The following is a 15,374-nucleotide window of genomic DNA, read 5'->3' on the forward strand; positions in this document are numbered from 1 at the left end:
TTCCGTAGTTGATTTGCTTCTATTGTAATTCTTTCATCCCTACGGGGTCCATATCATCGTAACGCTTGTTGTCTCCAGCCATGCTCCAGATGAAGGTGTAGTTATGCGTGCCCACACCGCTGTGAATGGACCAGCTTGGAGAGATAACAGCCTGTTCATTGTGCATTACAATGTGACGGGTCTCGGTCGGTTCGCCCATCAGGTGGAAGACGATGGAATCGTCCGGCAGATCGAAATAGAAGTAAGCTTCCATCCGGCGGGGATGCGTGTGCGATGGCATGGTATTCCACATGCTGCCCGGCTTCAGCTGAGTCATCCCCATGACAAGCTGTGCGCTCTGCACGCCGTTCGTGTGGATGAAGCGGTGAATCGTCCGTTCGTTGGAATTCTCCAGACCGCCCATAGCCCCGGATTCGGATTCAGCCAGCGTAGTCTTCGTAGTCGGGTAGGACTGGTGCGCCGGAGCAGAATTCAGATAGAATTTTGCCGGCTTAGCGCTGTCTGCGCTCTTGAAAATAACATCCTTCGAGCCCTGGCCCACATACAGGCATTCCTTGAAATCAACCTCATATTCAGTTCCGTCCACAACAACCGAACCCTTGCCGCCGACATTGATAACGCCCAGCTCACGGCGCTCCAGGAAGTAAGTTACGCCAAGCTCCTTGAGGTCCGTAGTCAGAGCCACCTCGCCGTTCACCGGATTTGCTCCGCCAACGATCATACGGTCTTCATGCGTCAGGACAAGCTTCAGCTCGTCTGGTGCGAAGATCACCGGGATATGGAACTCCTTGCGCAGGCGCTCAGTGTCAAACTGCTTCACTTCATTCGGATGTGATGCAAAACGTCTTTCCATCGAATATTCAGTCTCCTTAGAAAACATATTTTCGTTCGTATAGGTACAATTTAATCCATTTACGTTCATTTATCAAGCATAATCTTTTTTAGTACGTTTATTTTAGTTTATTTATTCACTGATAAGATTGCCATATGTACTGAAAGCGTGCACAATAGAGCAGGAGAGAACGAATTGCACTGTAAAATAAATGATAGAAATATCACTGTGGAGGGTGAGCAATATGACAGACCAGCCTAAGCATCAGCAAGAGACTTCTTATATAGTACGCCAGCGGGAGATTATGTACGCTGCCGCAGTGGAGGCAGAGCGCCGTCCGCTGCTGTTCAGCGGACTCTGGTTCCATGATGATGTGCGCAACAACTTCTATTATGCTTCCTATTTATTTGCCGCTGCGGTGGATGATAACCTGGAGCTGCCGTTCAGCCGGGAGGATGCCAAGCGGAAGGCCGAAGCTGTACTTTTAGAGACGGTTAGACTTCAGAACCGGATGCCGGGAACACCCTTATATGGACATTGGCCGCTGGGGCTAAGCCCCGCGCCTCAGGAGGCTGCACCGCATGAGCTGCCGGTGGAGATCATGGGCAGCCTGATGGTCTGGTTCTGCAAGCGATATTCCGCCCGGTTCAGCGCGGGACTGCGCGTGGCGTTCCATACAGCAATTGGACATATCTACCGCAGCGGCTTCTTCCGGAAGCAGGTAGCGGAGTTCGGCCATCATGAAGCGAAATATACGGCGGCGAAGCTGATCTTCGGCCAGCTGTTTGAGGATGAGGAGCTGCGGGAAGACGGGCGGCACAGCCTGGAGATCACGCTGGCGCATATCCGTGCGAAGGGCATGCCGGAGTATGGCAGCCTGCCGTGGTTCTGGCACTGGGTACAGGCATTCACTTGTGCCTGGGAGCTTGAAGAGGACAGCAGCGTCAGAGAGATGCTTGGCGGGATGCTGGACTTCCTGTGGGCTGAGCGGAGCCAATGGTATCTGCAAGGGGCGTGGGCAGGCGCGCATTCCCGGGGCTGGCCGCATGATGTTCCGGCAGACGGCAATGTGCTGCACGACTATGTGCAGTTCGGGGATTTTGCTCTGCCTGCGGAGATGCCCCGTACCGAATACGCAGGGTTCCTCTATTATGAAGCACCGGAAGAGGTGCGCTCTACTGCGCTGAACCGCCAGTTACCGGTGGAGGTCTGCAAGAAGACTGAGAAGGTGGTTGCCGGTTCCCCGGAGCGCCAGCCGGCGCTGCATTCTTACGCCTATATCTGCAAGGATTACGCGGCAGGCGGGATGTGGGAGCGGGTGGAGGAATTCGACAATGAGCAGCTGCGCTGGGCCTTCTCGCTGCCGGTTCCGGCGGCGGAAGGTGTGAACCGGCTTTACTTTTTCCATCCGGGTCAAGGCTATCAGCCGGGCGATCCCCGGCACCAGAGTCCTTATATGGAGGTGCTATATCACCGGAACACGGTACTGTCGCTGTTCCCTGTGCCCGAAGGAGCAGATACAGCCATCGTCGGGGTGCTTCCGCTAGGCGAATGGATCAGGCAGCCCAAGGCGCTGCTTGGCTATGCGGGCAATGTGTATTTTGCCGTCTATGTATCACAAGATTATGAACTGCTGGAGCGGTCATCCTATCTGGAGGTAACGTCCAAGAACATGCCGGGAGGCGTCGTGGTCGAAGCGCTTAGCACAGATCAGGCGGCAGAGCTGGGGATATACGGGCTTGAGGAATTCGCTGCAGCCGCTATGAAGCGGGCACCGGAATTTACGGAGGGAGAGGGCCTCTCGGCAGCGTATACGGCCTGGAGCGGGAATGAACGCCTGCAGCTCAGCATTGACAATAAGCATACGGGAATACTTTCGCAGATTAACGGCAAACCGGTATTATTTGAACATTATAATGTCTAAACGGGACACTCCGCCTCCTGGGGATCTTAAGATTTTTTCAGATTGGAACTATCTCAAATTTTAAGCTACAATGACATAGAGCCCGGGGGTCAGCAATGGCTGCCGGGTTCTTTGCGCTACCCGCATAGGGCCTGAGCATGGAGCAGCAATGAAGGTAATATCTTTAGGGCTGCAAGGAAAGAATAAGTTGACTAATTTGCAGCTGAGGATCTACTACTGAAGACATGGGGGAGAGCAGGATGTCAGAGACAGAATATCGGCTGGAGAAGGATTTTTTGGGCAGTAAGCAGGTGGAGCATCAGGCCTATTACGGGATACAGACCCTCCGGGCGGTGGAGAATTTCCCGATTACCGGCTACCGTGTGCATCATGAATTAATCAAGGCGATGGGGATTGTCAAAAAATCCGCTGCGCTCGCCAACATGGAAATCGGCCGCCTCTATAAAGGCCTGGGGGAGGTCATCGTCCAAGCGGCAGATGAAGTGATTGCGGGGAACTGGGATGAGCAGTTCATCGTCGATCCGATTCAAGGCGGCGCGGGCACCTCGCTCAATATGAATGCCAATGAAGTGATTGCAAACCGTGCGCTGGAGCTGCTGGGCAAGGCCAAGGGAGATTATCTGCAGCTTAGTCCGAACACTCATGTGAATATGGCGCAATCGACGAACGATGCTTTTCCGACGGCGATTCATATTGCTACACTATCGCTGCTGGAGCAGCTGCTGATCACGATGCGGACGATGCACGGTGTATTTTTGCAGAAGGCTACTGAATTCGATTCGGTCATCAAAATGGGACGGACTCACCTGCAGGACGCGGTGCCGATCCGTCTGGGACAGGAATTCGAGGCGTACAGCCGGGTGCTGGAGCGCGACATTCAGCGGATCGAGCATACGCGGGGCCATCTCTATGAGGTGAACATGGGCGCGACCGCCGTGGGTACCGGATTGAACGCCGATCCCCGTTATATTACGCGGGTCGTCGAGCTGCTGGCTGAGATCAGCGGTCTGCCGCTGGTCAGCGCGGAGCATCTGGTGGATGCCACGCAGAATACGGATGCCTATACCGAAGTCTCGGCGTCCCTGAAGGTCTGCATGATGAATATGTCCAAAATCGCCAACGACCTGCGCCTGATGGCCTCCGGCCCGCGCTCGGGCTTCAATGAAATTACGCTGCCGGCCCGCCAGCCGGGATCGTCTATCATGCCCGGCAAGGTGAATCCGGTGATGGCCGAGGTGATTAACCAGGTGGCTTTTCAGGTGATCGGCAATGATCATACGATCTGTCTCGCCGCTCAGGCCGGTCAACTGGAGCTGAACGTGATGGAGCCGGTGATGGTGTTCAATCTGATTCAGTCGATCAGCATCATGAACAATTCCTTCCGGGTGTTCACCGACTATTGTCTGGCAGGGATTGAAGCCAATAAGGAGAAGCTTGCGCGTGAGGTGGAGCGAAGCGTCGGCATTATTACCGCCGTGAACCCGCATCTGGGATATGAGGTCGTCTCGCGGATTGCCAGGGAAGCTATTCTGACCGGAGAATCGGTCCGGGCCTTGTGTCTGAAATACAATGTACTGAGTGAAGAAGAGCTGAATCTCATTCTGGACCCGTATGAAATGACCCATCCCGGCATCGCGGGGGCGGCGCTTTTGAATCATGAATAATAATCGTGAATTGTGTAAAATCAGGCTTCCTCTCATGGTATAATAGACAGGAGCATTTACACCGGGCATGATCCTATATTCTGTAATGGCTTACTGGAGGCAAAGTGTGGCGAAGGCAAAAGTGGCAAAACGTCCAACCCGCGACGAATTCGTGCTTGAGGAGCTGGGCAACCAGCTGGTAGAGGCGAAGCAGGAGGATTCCGAGATTCTGCTGACGGTCTGGGGGAAGGAAGAAGAGGTGCGCGGAGTGATTGTAGAGATGGATTCGCGTACCGGCAGGGTGCATGTCAGAAATCATGAAGAGATTATCAAGGTGCCGTTCATGGACATTATGCAAATCAATTACCCCCGGGATTAGGGGGAGCGGCAGATGAACAAAACGAATGCCATGCGCATACTGGATGCAAGGAAGATAAGCTATACCATTCATAGCTACGACAATGAGGACGGGCTGATTCACGGAACAGCGGTTGCTGAGAAGATTGGCCTGCCTCCTGAAGTAGTATTCAAGACACTGGTCGCACACAGCGGGCCGCAGCCGTACGTCTTTGTGATTCCGGTTGCTGAAGAGCTGGATCTGAAGGCCGCGGCCAGAGCCGCCGGAGTCAAGAAGATTGAGCTGCTGCCGCTCAAGGAGCTGCTGAAGCATACGGGATACGTGCGCGGGGGCTGTTCCCCTGTCGGGATGAAGAAGCTTTACCCTACGTTCATTCACAGCAGTGCGGTGGAGCTTGAGGTCATTGCAGTCAGCGCAGGCCGGATCGGCGTTCAGATGGAGCTTGAGCCGAAGCTGCTGGGCGAAGCGGTGTCTGCGGTTTTTACGGAGTTGGTTAAAGAGTAGAGTAACGTGGGATGCGATATTCACTCCTAATTAGCAAAAAACGAAAAGCAGCAACTCTCCAGTAATGTGAGAATTGCTGCTTTTTTCTTTTTCAAAGAGAAGCAGTAGTCCATTCGCTATAATGGTCAGCTATGAATTGCAGCTCTCGCTCATAGTGGGCCAGGTGGCCTTCTTCCACCATACGGACAAAAGCAGGGTTGCCCGCCTCGGCCTCCTTCTTCAGCGTATCGCACATAGCCGTGAGCCGCCGGGTCAGCCAGTCGTGCAGATTTTCCGGGACAGGCAGTCCATAGGCTTCGAAAAATAGCTCAATCCGCCGCTGCCGGTCTGCTGCATGGAGGTCTGTCTGGTAAGGTACTGTGGAGCCTGTCAGATAGTCAGGAGCAAAACTGGCGAGCGGAACTGAAGTATAGAGGGTATAGGCAATATCCCATAGGCGCGGGCCCGGACCGGCCATGTCGAAATCAATCAGCGCCACGGGCGCACCATGCTGAAACACCACATTGTACAGCGCCGCGTCATTATGGCAGATCACTTCATGTGCCGCAGGATCGGCATAGGGGAGCTGCCACTCCATATGTATACTATTCGCTACAAAACCCTCCGTTGCATCATGATAGCTGCGTAACAGGCGCGCCAGGCCCGTAAGGGTCTCTTCAGACCACATGTACGGCTCCAGCTCAGGATACGCGTTGCCCGGAACCTCGCCGGGTAGAAAGGATAGAATCTCGCGCCCTGCTTCATCTATGCCCAGAAATCTGGGGGCTCCAGCGAAATTCTGCTGCTCCAAATGCTGAAGCAGTGCATGAATACTTGTGCTCCAGCTCCCTGTGGGGCGGCGGACGGTGTCTGCCTTGCGGATAATCTCATTTACATTTCCGCCGGTTAATTTCTCTTCATCGTACGGGTTCATTGGCTAAAGGTACCTCGCTTTCTTTGATGGGCGTACGGCCGTGTGCAGCCAGCTGCAGGGGTCAAGGCAGCAGCTTCGCGGCTATTAACCCCAGATACTCCTTCAGGGCCAGCCCGGTTGTAGAGACGGCTCCGGCAGAAGGAGTGAATTTGCTTACATAGAGTGACATCGGACGGCTGGCCTGGAAATCTACTGGAAAAGCCTGCGGCGTAAGTCCGGCCTGCCCGAACTGGACCATGCTGCGCGGCATATGGAAGCCGGAGGTTACCAGAACAGGACGGCTGAAGCCATGCTCCTGCATGAGCTTCGCGGTGTTGACCGCATTCTGCTCCGTGTTGAGCGAGCGGTTCTCCGGCAGGATGTCCTCTGCGGGGATGCCGAGGCCGATGAGCTGCCGCCGGGCGATATCCGCTTCATTGCCGCTGTCGGCGAATACCTGTCCCCCGGAGAAAATGACCGGCAGGCCGGTCTCACGGTACAGCCGTGCAGCTGCCAGTAGCCGGTTCGCCGCCGGACCGGACATATTGCCCTGCCCGTCCAGATCCGGGGTGCCGGAGGTGGCTCCGCCGCCGAGAATAACGATCACATCCCCCTCTGCGGCGGCAGGCTGAGGATACTTCCGCTCCAGGCTCCCGATCAGTGTGTCGGCGACAGCAGAGGTCATCGACAGATAGAGCAGGAGCGTGACCGCCAGCAGCACGACCGCAGGACGGCGGCTGTTTTTCCACAGCCAGACCACCATGCCCAGCAGCAGCAGGACAAATAACCCGGGCGGCAGGACAAAGCTGTATACGAATTTAATGAGATAGATCATACGGTCACCAACTTTTACAAATAGGATAAAAGATAAGCTGTTTTGTGCTTCGTGCTTCGTGCTTCAAGTGCCCTCCATGCGCGCTCCCGGTGATCTGCCTTCTGAAGCGGACTGAGATTCCGTTATTTTGCCAAAATCACGTGTGTTAGCGCCGAAACGGACTGAGATTCCGCTAGTTTGTACTTTTGAGCCTCAGAGGACACCTGTTAGGACGCATAACGGAATCTCAGTCCGATTGTCCCAAAATTTCACCTGATTTGCTCATATAGCGGAAGCTCAGTCCTCATCTTTGTCAGTTAGAGAGTCATGTAGGCGGCAGGGTTCAGCGAATCTCCTTCAATAATAATCGCAGTCAATCCTGAATCTGTCCGGGTCTCGTGCCATTCCTCCCGCTCCCAAAAGACGGCTTGACCTGCACACACAGCTGTAAATTCAGCTTCCTCTCCGCGCACATACCCCTCACCGTTCACAATGAGCAGCAGCTGCGGACAGGTCGCCTGATGAAAACCGATTACTCCCTGGTGTCCAAGGTATACGCAGCCGATATGCGTCTTCTCCTCAGTCTGGATAATCCGGGATAGGATGAAATCGGAATTGAAGGCGGTTATTGGTTTGCCTGAATCTGGTTTGAAATGGTAAATCCTCATTGTAAACCTCCTTGTGAGCGCGGAAGAGGCGCTCCATCGTCTGTCTTACCCGGCTCCTCCGTAAGCTGGCGGTAGCCCATTGGGGGCAGGCCGGTCCAGCGTTTGAACTGCTTGCTGAAATGGGACACATCGCGGTAGCCCAGCCGGTAGGCGATGCTCTCTACAGACAGGCTGTTGTCCAGCAGCAGGAGCTTGGCATGGCGGATAATGAGATCGGAGAGATACTGTCTCGGCGGCAGCCCGTAGATCTGCCGGAAGGCCCGGTTACAGTGGTTGGGGCTATAGCCGAGCCTGGCCGCAATCTCCTCGATGCTTCCAGCTCTGCTGCCTGATGCCGCAGCGGTGAAGACGGATTCCTGCAGCAGCCCTTCCATGGCATTCGCCAGGGCGACGGTCTTCTCTGTCACTCCCGGCAGGGTGCTCCGGGCAGGAGAAGGCAGGGCAGCCAGCACCCAGCCGCTAAGGGCGGTGAAGAACTGGAGCGAAGCGTTCAGCATCACCAGCCGGCCCCGCTGGGCATCGCTGGCCTCCGGGAGAATGGTTGAGCGGATAATGTCATCCAGGGAAGCGCGGATCGCCTTCAGCTCCGGGGTGTCTCCGCTTAGACTGACGGTATCCATTGTCATTAAGGAGCGGCGCAGAACCAAATCGTCAATGTCGAAGTGCAGGCAGTAATAAGACATCTCATCCCCTGCGGCTGCGCCCAGACTGGAGTGCTGCACACCCGGGCGGATGAACAGAATGTCACCGCTCTCCTGGATGTAAGAATGTCCGCCTACAGCCATGTGCTGCGAGCCCTGCAGAACGATGTTGATCTCGAACATCGGGTGAGTGTGTGCCGGATATTGCCACTCTTTGTTCACCTTGCGCCAGTGGGCGGCGAAGAGATGGAAGGCAGCTTGAACATCCGGGGACATGCGTCCGTCCATGGAATGCTGTGTGCCGGGATCTAATACGTTCATGTTCAACCTCTTCTTTGTTAAAAGATGGATCTATTATAGCATAGGCCGCTGCGTCCGATTGATTTGTCCAAATAATTGGAGGCTTTGCGCCTGTTGCCTGAGGGGCGGGGAGCGCTAACATAGAGCTAGAGCCCGGCACTGCCGGGACACAGCTGGAGGGAGTGTATATACTGTATGCCAACTAACAAATTCTTCAATGCCCATCATTCACCGATAGGATCATTCTCAAGCTTCACCCTCGGATTTCAAGGAGCGTCCGGCGGCTTTGACCTCGAACTCGGCAGACCGCCAAGACAGAACATATATATTGGGCTTGCGCGCAAGGACGGCCGCGGTTATGATACGTTGCCCTTCCATGAGCAGGGCAGTGACGATGAGAGCAAGCGCTACGATATTGAGAACCCGGACCCGAGTCCGGACAAGCCGCAGACGCTGTTTCACTTCGGGGAAGATGAAATTACGCGTGATTTCCGGCTTACAACGGACAGCTGGCAGGCCGGCGATCTCACTTTCCGCATTCTGTCGCCCGTCCGGCCCGTTCCGGACCCGGAGACGGCTTCGGAGGCAGAGCTGAAGGAAGTACTGCTTCCAGCCGTGCTGGTAGAGCTTGAAGTCGATAACACAGCGGGCAGCTCTGCGCGCCGTGCTTTCTTCGGTTTCCAGGGGAATGACCCGTATAGCGCCCTGAGAAGATTCGATGGAGGCCAGGAGGATCTGACGGGTGTCGGCCAGGGCCGGTTCCTGGCGATTGCCGCGAAGCAGGGAAGTGTGAAGGCGGCAATGCATTTTACAATGGAGGATATTCTTGCAGCGGAGCTGGAGGAGAACTGGACCTTCGGGCTGGGGCAGGTTGGCGCGCTGATTATGGATGTGCCCGCCGGTGAACGCAAGGTGTACCAGTTCGCGGTCTGCTTCCACCGCTCCGGTTATGTGACATCAGGAATGGATGCGAGCTATTACTATAACCGCTATTACAGCAATGTGGAAGCTGTTGCGGAATATGCGTTATCCCGGTTCGACACGCTGAAGCAGCAGGCTGAACAAGCGAACGGAATGCTGGAGGGAACGGCCTTAAGTGACGACCAGACCTTCATGCTTGCTCACGCTATCCGCAGCTATTACGGCTCTACCGAGCTCTTGGAGTACAAAGGCCAGCCGTTCTGGGTCGTCAACGAAGGCGAGTACCGGATGATGAATACGTTCGATCTTACGGTAGACCAGCTGTTCTTTGAGCTGAAGATGAATCCGTGGACCGTCCGTAATGAGCTGGATATGTTCGTGGACCGGTTCAGTTATGCCGACACCGTCCGCTTCCCGGGAGACTTGATCGAGTATCCGGGCGGACTTAGCTTCACGCATGATATGGGAGTAGCCAACGCCGTGTCTCGTCCGGGGTATTCCTCCTATGAGCTGTACGGCATTGATGGCTGCTTCTCGCATATGACCCACGAGCAATTGGTCAACTGGATTCTCACTGCGGCAACTTATGTGGAGCATACCGGGGACCGCAGCTGGATGGAGCGCAATCTGACGGTACTGGAGAGCTGCCTGCAGAGTATGCTGAACCGGGATCATCCGGACCCGGCGAAGCGCAACGGTGTGATGGCGCTCGACAGCTCACGGACCATGGGCGGTGCAGAGATTACGACCTATGACAGTCTGGATGTCTCCCTGGGCCAGGCGCGCAACAATATTTATCTGGCAGGAAAATGCTGGGCTGCTTATCTGGCTATGGAGCGGATTTTCCGCGACAACGGCAATACGGAGCTGTCCCAGACTGCCGGCCGGCAGGCTGAACTCTGTGCGGCTACTATCGTGGCGAGTGTGACCAAAGGCGGCTACATTCCGGCGGTCATCGGCGAAGGCAATGATTCGAAGATTATCCCGGCCATCGAAGGCCTGGTGTTCCCTTACTTCACCGGCTGCAAGGAAGCCTTGGAGCGCGGAGGACGGTTCGGCGAATATCTTGAGGCACTGGACACGCATCTGAAGGCTGTGCTCGTGGAGGGAGTCTGTCTGTTCGATGACGGCGGCTGGAAAATCTCCTCCACCAGCAATAACAGCTGGCTGAGTAAAATCTATCTCTCCCAGTTCATCGCCAGAGAAATTCTCGGCCTGGAATGGGATGAGAAGGGCCGCGCGGCAGATCAGGCCCATACGGCCTGGCTTACGCATCCGCAGCTCTCGATCTGGAGCTGGAGTGACCAGATTATCTCCGGCGAAATCACCGGCAGCAAATATTACCCGCGCGGAGTAACGGCCATTCTGTGGCTGGAGGAACAACGGGCGTAGATAGTTGAAGCCGGACGTCCGGCGGTGTTGACTTAAACAGCGAATCTCCCATGACGGGGATTCGCTGTTTGTTTATTATATTGTTATTTTTGTATAATATAATAAACAAAATAAGTATAGAGGTGCTGATATGGTTGAAAAAGTATTTTGGACTAACCCATATTTAACGAAATTAGATACTCGTATATCCAGTGTTAACGGCAATGACATTACAGTGGAAAGAACCATCTTGTATGCATTCTCTGGAGGACAAGAGAGTGATACAGGATTGATTCACGGGTATTCTGTACATCAAGCCAAAAAAGAGGGTCATGAAATCATTTATACCCTTGAAGAAGGGCATGACTTAAAGGTTGGTGATGTAGTATCTATGACCGTAGATTGGGATCGTCGTTACAGACTTATGAGACTACATTTTGCTGCGGAGGTTGTATTAGAATTAGCTTATAAACAGTTGACAGGTATTGAGAAAATAGGCGCTCATATCTCTCAGGATAAAGCCCGAATCGATTTTGCTTGGCACGAGAATATTTCAAAATCATTTTCTTTGATCGAGAAAGAATTCCGTAAGATTATTGAGGCAAACCTAGATATTATTAGTGCCTTCAGCGATGAAGGAAATGGAAGAAGATATTGGGAAGTTAAAGGCTTCTCAAAGGTTCCCTGCGGTGGAACTCACTTGAAGAAAACAGGTGAAGTTGGAGAAATAAAGTTAAAGCGTAACAATATCGGGAGAGGGAAAGAAAGAATCGAAATTTATTTATGTATTTAAAACAACTGGGCCACATGCTCACGCAGCGCCGAATGTAATCGGTTTTCCGATTACATTGTGCCCACACGCCTGCGCAGTGCCGAATGTAATCGGTTTTCCGATTACATTGTGCCCACGCGCCCACGCAGTGCTCGAATGTAATCGGTTTTCCGATTACATTGTGCCCACACGCCTGCGCAGTGCCGAATGTAATCGGTTTTCCGATTACATTGTGCCCACACGCCTGCACAGTGCCGAATGTAATCGGTTTTCCGATAACATTGAGCCCGCATGCCCACGCAGAGCCGAATGTAATCGGTTTTCCGATTACATTCGGCCCGCGCGTCCATGCAAGCTGTCTGTGCCTGCTTCCAGCCAGACTAGAACACCCGGTGCTTCCAGCCGTTCAGCTTCGCTACAGCTTCAACGTAGAAGTAGTCGCCGTAGATCAGCGACACATCCATGTGGGAGTCGCCGCTGACTGCGCCATGCAGCAGGATGGCTTCATGCCCGGGCTGCTCCCAGGTAGCGTAGCTCTCGGTCAGCGAACGCAGAATACGCTCTGCGGCATCCGCATAGACACGTTTCTCGCCCGGCGGCACAAGCTCTGCGAGCTCCAGGAGGCCAGAGGCGGCAATCGCGGCGGCCGAGCTGTCTCTGGCCATACGCTTGTCATCTGCCAGCCGGAAGTCCCAGTGCGGGACGTGATCTTCCGGGAGAGCCGCGATGAAGTAATGGGCGATGCGCTTGGCGGTATTCAAGAAGCGCGCGTCCCCGGTGTGGCGGTAAGTGTTCGTGAAGCCGTACAGCCCCCAGGCTGAACCCCGGCTCCAGCAGGATTCAGGCGAATATCCCTGTCCGCCGAAATTCTCAATATAAGCACCGGTAGCGGCATCGAAGGAGAGAATATGCTTGGTGGACCCATCCTCGCGCACACCATACGTCATGGCAGTCCCGGCATGGCTGACCGCAATATGACGGTAGCGCGGATCACCGGTTACCCGGCTGGCCCAGAACAGCAGCGAGATGTTCATCATGCAGTCGATGATGACCCAGCCGTGCTTGTCCCCGTTCCAGGCGCGGATGAACCCGCCCGCAGGATTATAACGAGCAGCCAGATAGTTAGCCGCTTCAAGTCCCCGGCGCAAGCCCTCCGCGTCACCGGTCAGCGTATGCTTGATTACCGCAGTAGCCAGGAACTGAAAGCCGACGTCGTGATGCAGCTCTTCGGTCGGCTTCGCGAACCATTGTCCAATTGTTTCGTCAAAGTCCCATGCAGCGTTCTTATATAGATCCTTGCCTGTCATATCCTGCATGACCCAGAGCATTCCCGGCCAGAAGCCGGAGGTCCACCAGTCCGTAGCGGGATTGTCGAACAGGCCATCTTCTCCGGCCATATGCGGGCTTCTTCCGCCCAACTGCTCTATCATCTTGGATACCTTCGTATCCAGCTTGTTCATTACTTCCTGCCAATAAGCTGTAGTCATCGCTGAAGCCTCCACTTGCATTAGATTATGGCCTCAGTATAACGCCTAAGACGAACCGAAAGTTGTCATTTAATATCACGAAATGTTGTTTTATTGTCCTGTTTTCCCTCAGGGGCTCTCAGCTTCCCTTGCGGTATTGCAGCGGAGAAAGGCCAAGCACCCGCTTGAACAGCTGGTTGAAGTAGGAGGGATTCGGGAATCCGACAGCACTGCCGATCCGTTCCACCGTCAGGTCCGTGGTCTCCAGCAGCCGGCAGGCCTGCTTGAGCCGCCGGGCTGTAAGATAATCTACGAGCCGTCCGCCGGTCTCCTGATGAAAAATCCGCGACACGTAAGATTTCGACAGATGGGTCTCTGCTGCCAGCTGCTCCAGACTAATCTCCTCGTGGTAATGGGCTTCGATCCAGTTCATGATCTGCTCCGAATAGCGAAGCTGCCGCTTGTCTCCGGCGTGGATCAGCGACTGTTCTCCAGTCCCCAGACAGCTGAGGAGCTGGAGAAGGAGCATGGAGATATCTTCAGTCTCTTCCCCGGTGCTCTTGCTCCGGCACTGGTTATAATTCGCGCAGATCCATTCCATGGTCTCCATACGGTCACTGAGATCGAAGCCGCAAGAGGGATTATTGCCCTGCCAGAGCGCAGAGAAGACAGCCTTGCGTTTGGGGAAGCCCTGTAGCAGCTGCTCGGCAGTATGCGGGTCGAGATAGAAGATCGTGCGTACGAACGGACGCTCCGCAGAGACCTCCGAATAGATCCGGTGCAGCTGATAGGGCTGGAAAAAGAATAGCATCCCCGGACGGATATCATACATCTGCTGGTTGACTACAATACTGCCTTGACCCCGGTGCACGAACATGATTTCACAGCACTGGTGCCAGTGGTAATACCCTTTGTAATGATCATCGGTATAGATCCGGTAGTCCCAGATCAGCGACTGCCGGTTATCGAACAGTACAGGCTCGAACAGCTGTTTCATCATGCTGCAGTTCATCCCCCACAATGACAAAATAGAAACATTTCACTGCTTCCTATTATAGGGGACCTGCCGGGAGAACGCTACAGTAACAGCTCCTTCTTTTATCCTTGTGAGGCAGGTTTGCGTTTTCTAAACTTATAGACGATAAGGATCGTCAATGGGAGAACGAAGGAGAGTGTGAGGTTCCAATCGACCCAATAGGCCGGAATTTCTTTTACATAAAAAACAATATCATTGGAGCTGAGCTGGGACAGTCCATAGATCAGGAAGGCAACCGGGAAGATCAGCGGACGGTGGCTTTTCAGCTTGAACATTTGTGCAGTCCCCAGGACGAAGGCATAGAAATATAGCGCTGTTTTGAAATAAGTGGTAATAATCCAGGCGGTGGCCATGAGCGCTTCCAGCCGTTGCAGGAAGTTGGCAACATTGATTTTTTGGGCCAGGATATAGGCGGCATAGAAATTATGCTCCGAGAAATAGACGCCCAGCACGGTCAGCGAGAGGAACAGAATCAGATTCAGCCCAACGGATCCCGCGAAGAGTGCAATGAAGATGTCACGATTGATCTTGCTGTTCTTGCGGGTAAAGGGATACACCATTAAGAAGACGCACAGCTCCCCGAACGGGTAAAAGACCCCAAACATAATGGTATGCAGCATCCCGGGCAGCGGCGTGGTCATCATCGGGTACAGCCGGTCTATCTGAACCTGCGGAAATAAGAGGACCATCAGCGAGACCAGGAATAGGACAAACAGCGGAAAAAACACCTGTGCCGCCCTGCCCACCACCTCCAGTCCCAGACGCAGGCCATACACCAGGATGACAAGACTCATAAACCGGATGACTCCGCCCGGTGTCCCCTCATAGATCTGGGTGGTCAGGAAATCCTCCATTTCGCGCACATATGTCGAGGCGGCCAGGACGAAGAAATTCAGATAGAATAAGCCTACTGCAATGCCCGCCCATTTTCCCAGCACCTGCTGACTGATCTCAATTATGGTTTGGTTTGGACTGATGTTCGCTACATTGATTAGCAGATAAATAAGGGCCATGCCGAGCGGTATGCTGATCAGTGCGGCGATCCAGGCATCCTGATGGGCTTCGGCCGTCATGGTGGTCGGATAGACCAGAGCCATATCCCCGATGAAAGTGAACAGACCGAGAATGACCATCTGCGCGGTGCTGATTCGTTCTTTTTCAATACCCACCTAACGCTCCTCCTTTCCTTTAACAAGTCATAAGGTTGCTTTGCTGCAATCTTCTTAGTATGA

At 54.0% G+C, this 15,374-nt stretch carries 14 protein-coding genes; 6 read left to right on the forward strand and 8 right to left on the reverse strand.

Annotated features, from left to right (window positions below):
- Positions 1 to 19 precede the first annotated feature (19 nt).
- Entirely contained in the window at positions 20 to 853 is an 834-nt protein-coding gene (kduI, locus tag NST04_RS17800; protein ID WP_340940149.1) for a 5-dehydro-4-deoxy-D-glucuronate isomerase, read from the reverse strand.
- A 223-nt stretch (positions 854 to 1,076) separates the two neighbouring features.
- On the opposite strand from kduI, the gene NST04_RS17805 reads away from it, so the two are divergent.
- From NST04_RS17805 to ybaK, 4 genes are all read left to right on the forward strand, one after another.
- On the forward strand, positions 1,077 to 2,756 hold the full coding sequence (locus NST04_RS17805) for a hypothetical protein (RefSeq protein WP_341186785.1): 1,680 nt from the start codon (positions 1,077 to 1,079) through the stop codon (positions 2,754 to 2,756).
- Positions 2,757 to 2,995: 239 nt separating this feature from the next.
- A complete protein-coding gene (gene aspA, locus NST04_RS17810) occupies positions 2,996 to 4,420 on the forward strand; it encodes an aspartate ammonia-lyase (protein ID WP_341185435.1) in 1,425 nt (474 codons plus the stop codon).
- Between the two features lie 85 nt (positions 4,421 to 4,505).
- A complete protein-coding gene (locus NST04_RS17815; RefSeq protein WP_341186786.1) occupies positions 4,506 to 4,778 on the forward strand; it encodes a YolD-like family protein in 273 nt (90 codons plus the stop codon).
- Positions 4,779 to 4,790: 12 nt separating this feature from the next.
- Positions 4,791 to 5,261 carry a Cys-tRNA(Pro) deacylase gene (gene ybaK, locus NST04_RS17820; protein ID WP_341185436.1) on the forward strand — a complete coding sequence of 157 codons (471 nt, stop codon included), beginning with the start codon at positions 4,791 to 4,793 and terminating at the stop codon, positions 5,259 to 5,261.
- Between the two features lie 91 nt (positions 5,262 to 5,352).
- Here the strand turns inward: ybaK and NST04_RS17825 are convergent, their stop codons facing one another.
- From NST04_RS17825 to NST04_RS17840, 4 genes are all read right to left on the reverse strand, one after another.
- Positions 5,353 to 6,174, reverse strand: a complete 822-nt coding sequence (locus NST04_RS17825; protein WP_341185437.1) for an aminoglycoside phosphotransferase family protein — start codon at positions 6,172 to 6,174, stop codon at positions 5,353 to 5,355.
- Between the two features lie 61 nt (positions 6,175 to 6,235).
- The gene (locus NST04_RS17830) at positions 6,236 to 6,988 is read right to left on the reverse strand and encodes a YdcF family protein (RefSeq protein WP_341185438.1); all 753 of its coding nucleotides are present in this window, start codon (positions 6,986 to 6,988) and stop codon (positions 6,236 to 6,238) included.
- A gap of 296 nt (positions 6,989 to 7,284) precedes the next feature.
- Positions 7,285 to 7,635, reverse strand: a complete 351-nt coding sequence (locus NST04_RS17835) for a cupin (RefSeq protein WP_341185439.1) — start codon at positions 7,633 to 7,635, stop codon at positions 7,285 to 7,287.
- On the reverse strand, positions 7,632 to 8,597 hold the full coding sequence (locus tag NST04_RS17840; protein ID WP_341185440.1) for an AraC family transcriptional regulator: 966 nt from the start codon (positions 8,595 to 8,597) through the stop codon (positions 7,632 to 7,634). Before NST04_RS17840 ends, NST04_RS17835 begins: the two co-directional genes overlap by 4 nt.
- 174 nt (positions 8,598 to 8,771) lie before the next feature.
- Here NST04_RS17840 and NST04_RS17845 point away from each other — a divergent pair, with 174 nt between their 5' ends.
- On the forward strand, positions 8,772 to 10,889 hold the full coding sequence (locus NST04_RS17845; RefSeq protein WP_341185441.1) for a glycoside hydrolase family 52 protein: 2,118 nt from the start codon (positions 8,772 to 8,774) through the stop codon (positions 10,887 to 10,889).
- 130 nt (positions 10,890 to 11,019) lie between these two features.
- Entirely contained in the window at positions 11,020 to 11,661 is a 642-nt protein-coding gene (locus NST04_RS17850) for an alanyl-tRNA editing protein (RefSeq protein WP_341185442.1), read from the forward strand.
- A 359-nt stretch (positions 11,662 to 12,020) separates the two neighbouring features.
- On the opposite strand, the gene NST04_RS17855 is transcribed toward NST04_RS17850, so the two are convergent.
- The 3 genes from NST04_RS17855 to NST04_RS17865 all read right to left on the reverse strand — a co-directional run bounded on the left by NST04_RS17855 (position 12,021) and on the right by NST04_RS17865 (position 15,311).
- On the reverse strand, positions 12,021 to 13,127 hold the full coding sequence (locus tag NST04_RS17855; protein WP_341185443.1) for a glycoside hydrolase family 88 protein: 1,107 nt from the start codon (positions 13,125 to 13,127) through the stop codon (positions 12,021 to 12,023).
- A gap of 118 nt (positions 13,128 to 13,245) precedes the next feature.
- Entirely contained in the window at positions 13,246 to 14,106 is an 861-nt protein-coding gene (locus tag NST04_RS17860) for an AraC family transcriptional regulator (protein WP_341185444.1), read from the reverse strand.
- 98 nt (positions 14,107 to 14,204) lie between these two features.
- A complete protein-coding gene (locus tag NST04_RS17865) occupies positions 14,205 to 15,311 on the reverse strand; it encodes a GerAB/ArcD/ProY family transporter (RefSeq protein WP_341185445.1) in 1,107 nt (368 codons plus the stop codon).
- Positions 15,312 to 15,374 lie beyond the last annotated feature (63 nt).

Source organism: Paenibacillus sp. FSL H7-0756 (assembly GCF_038006765.1).
GTDB lineage: Bacteria > Bacillota > Bacilli > Paenibacillales > Paenibacillaceae > Paenibacillus_AQ.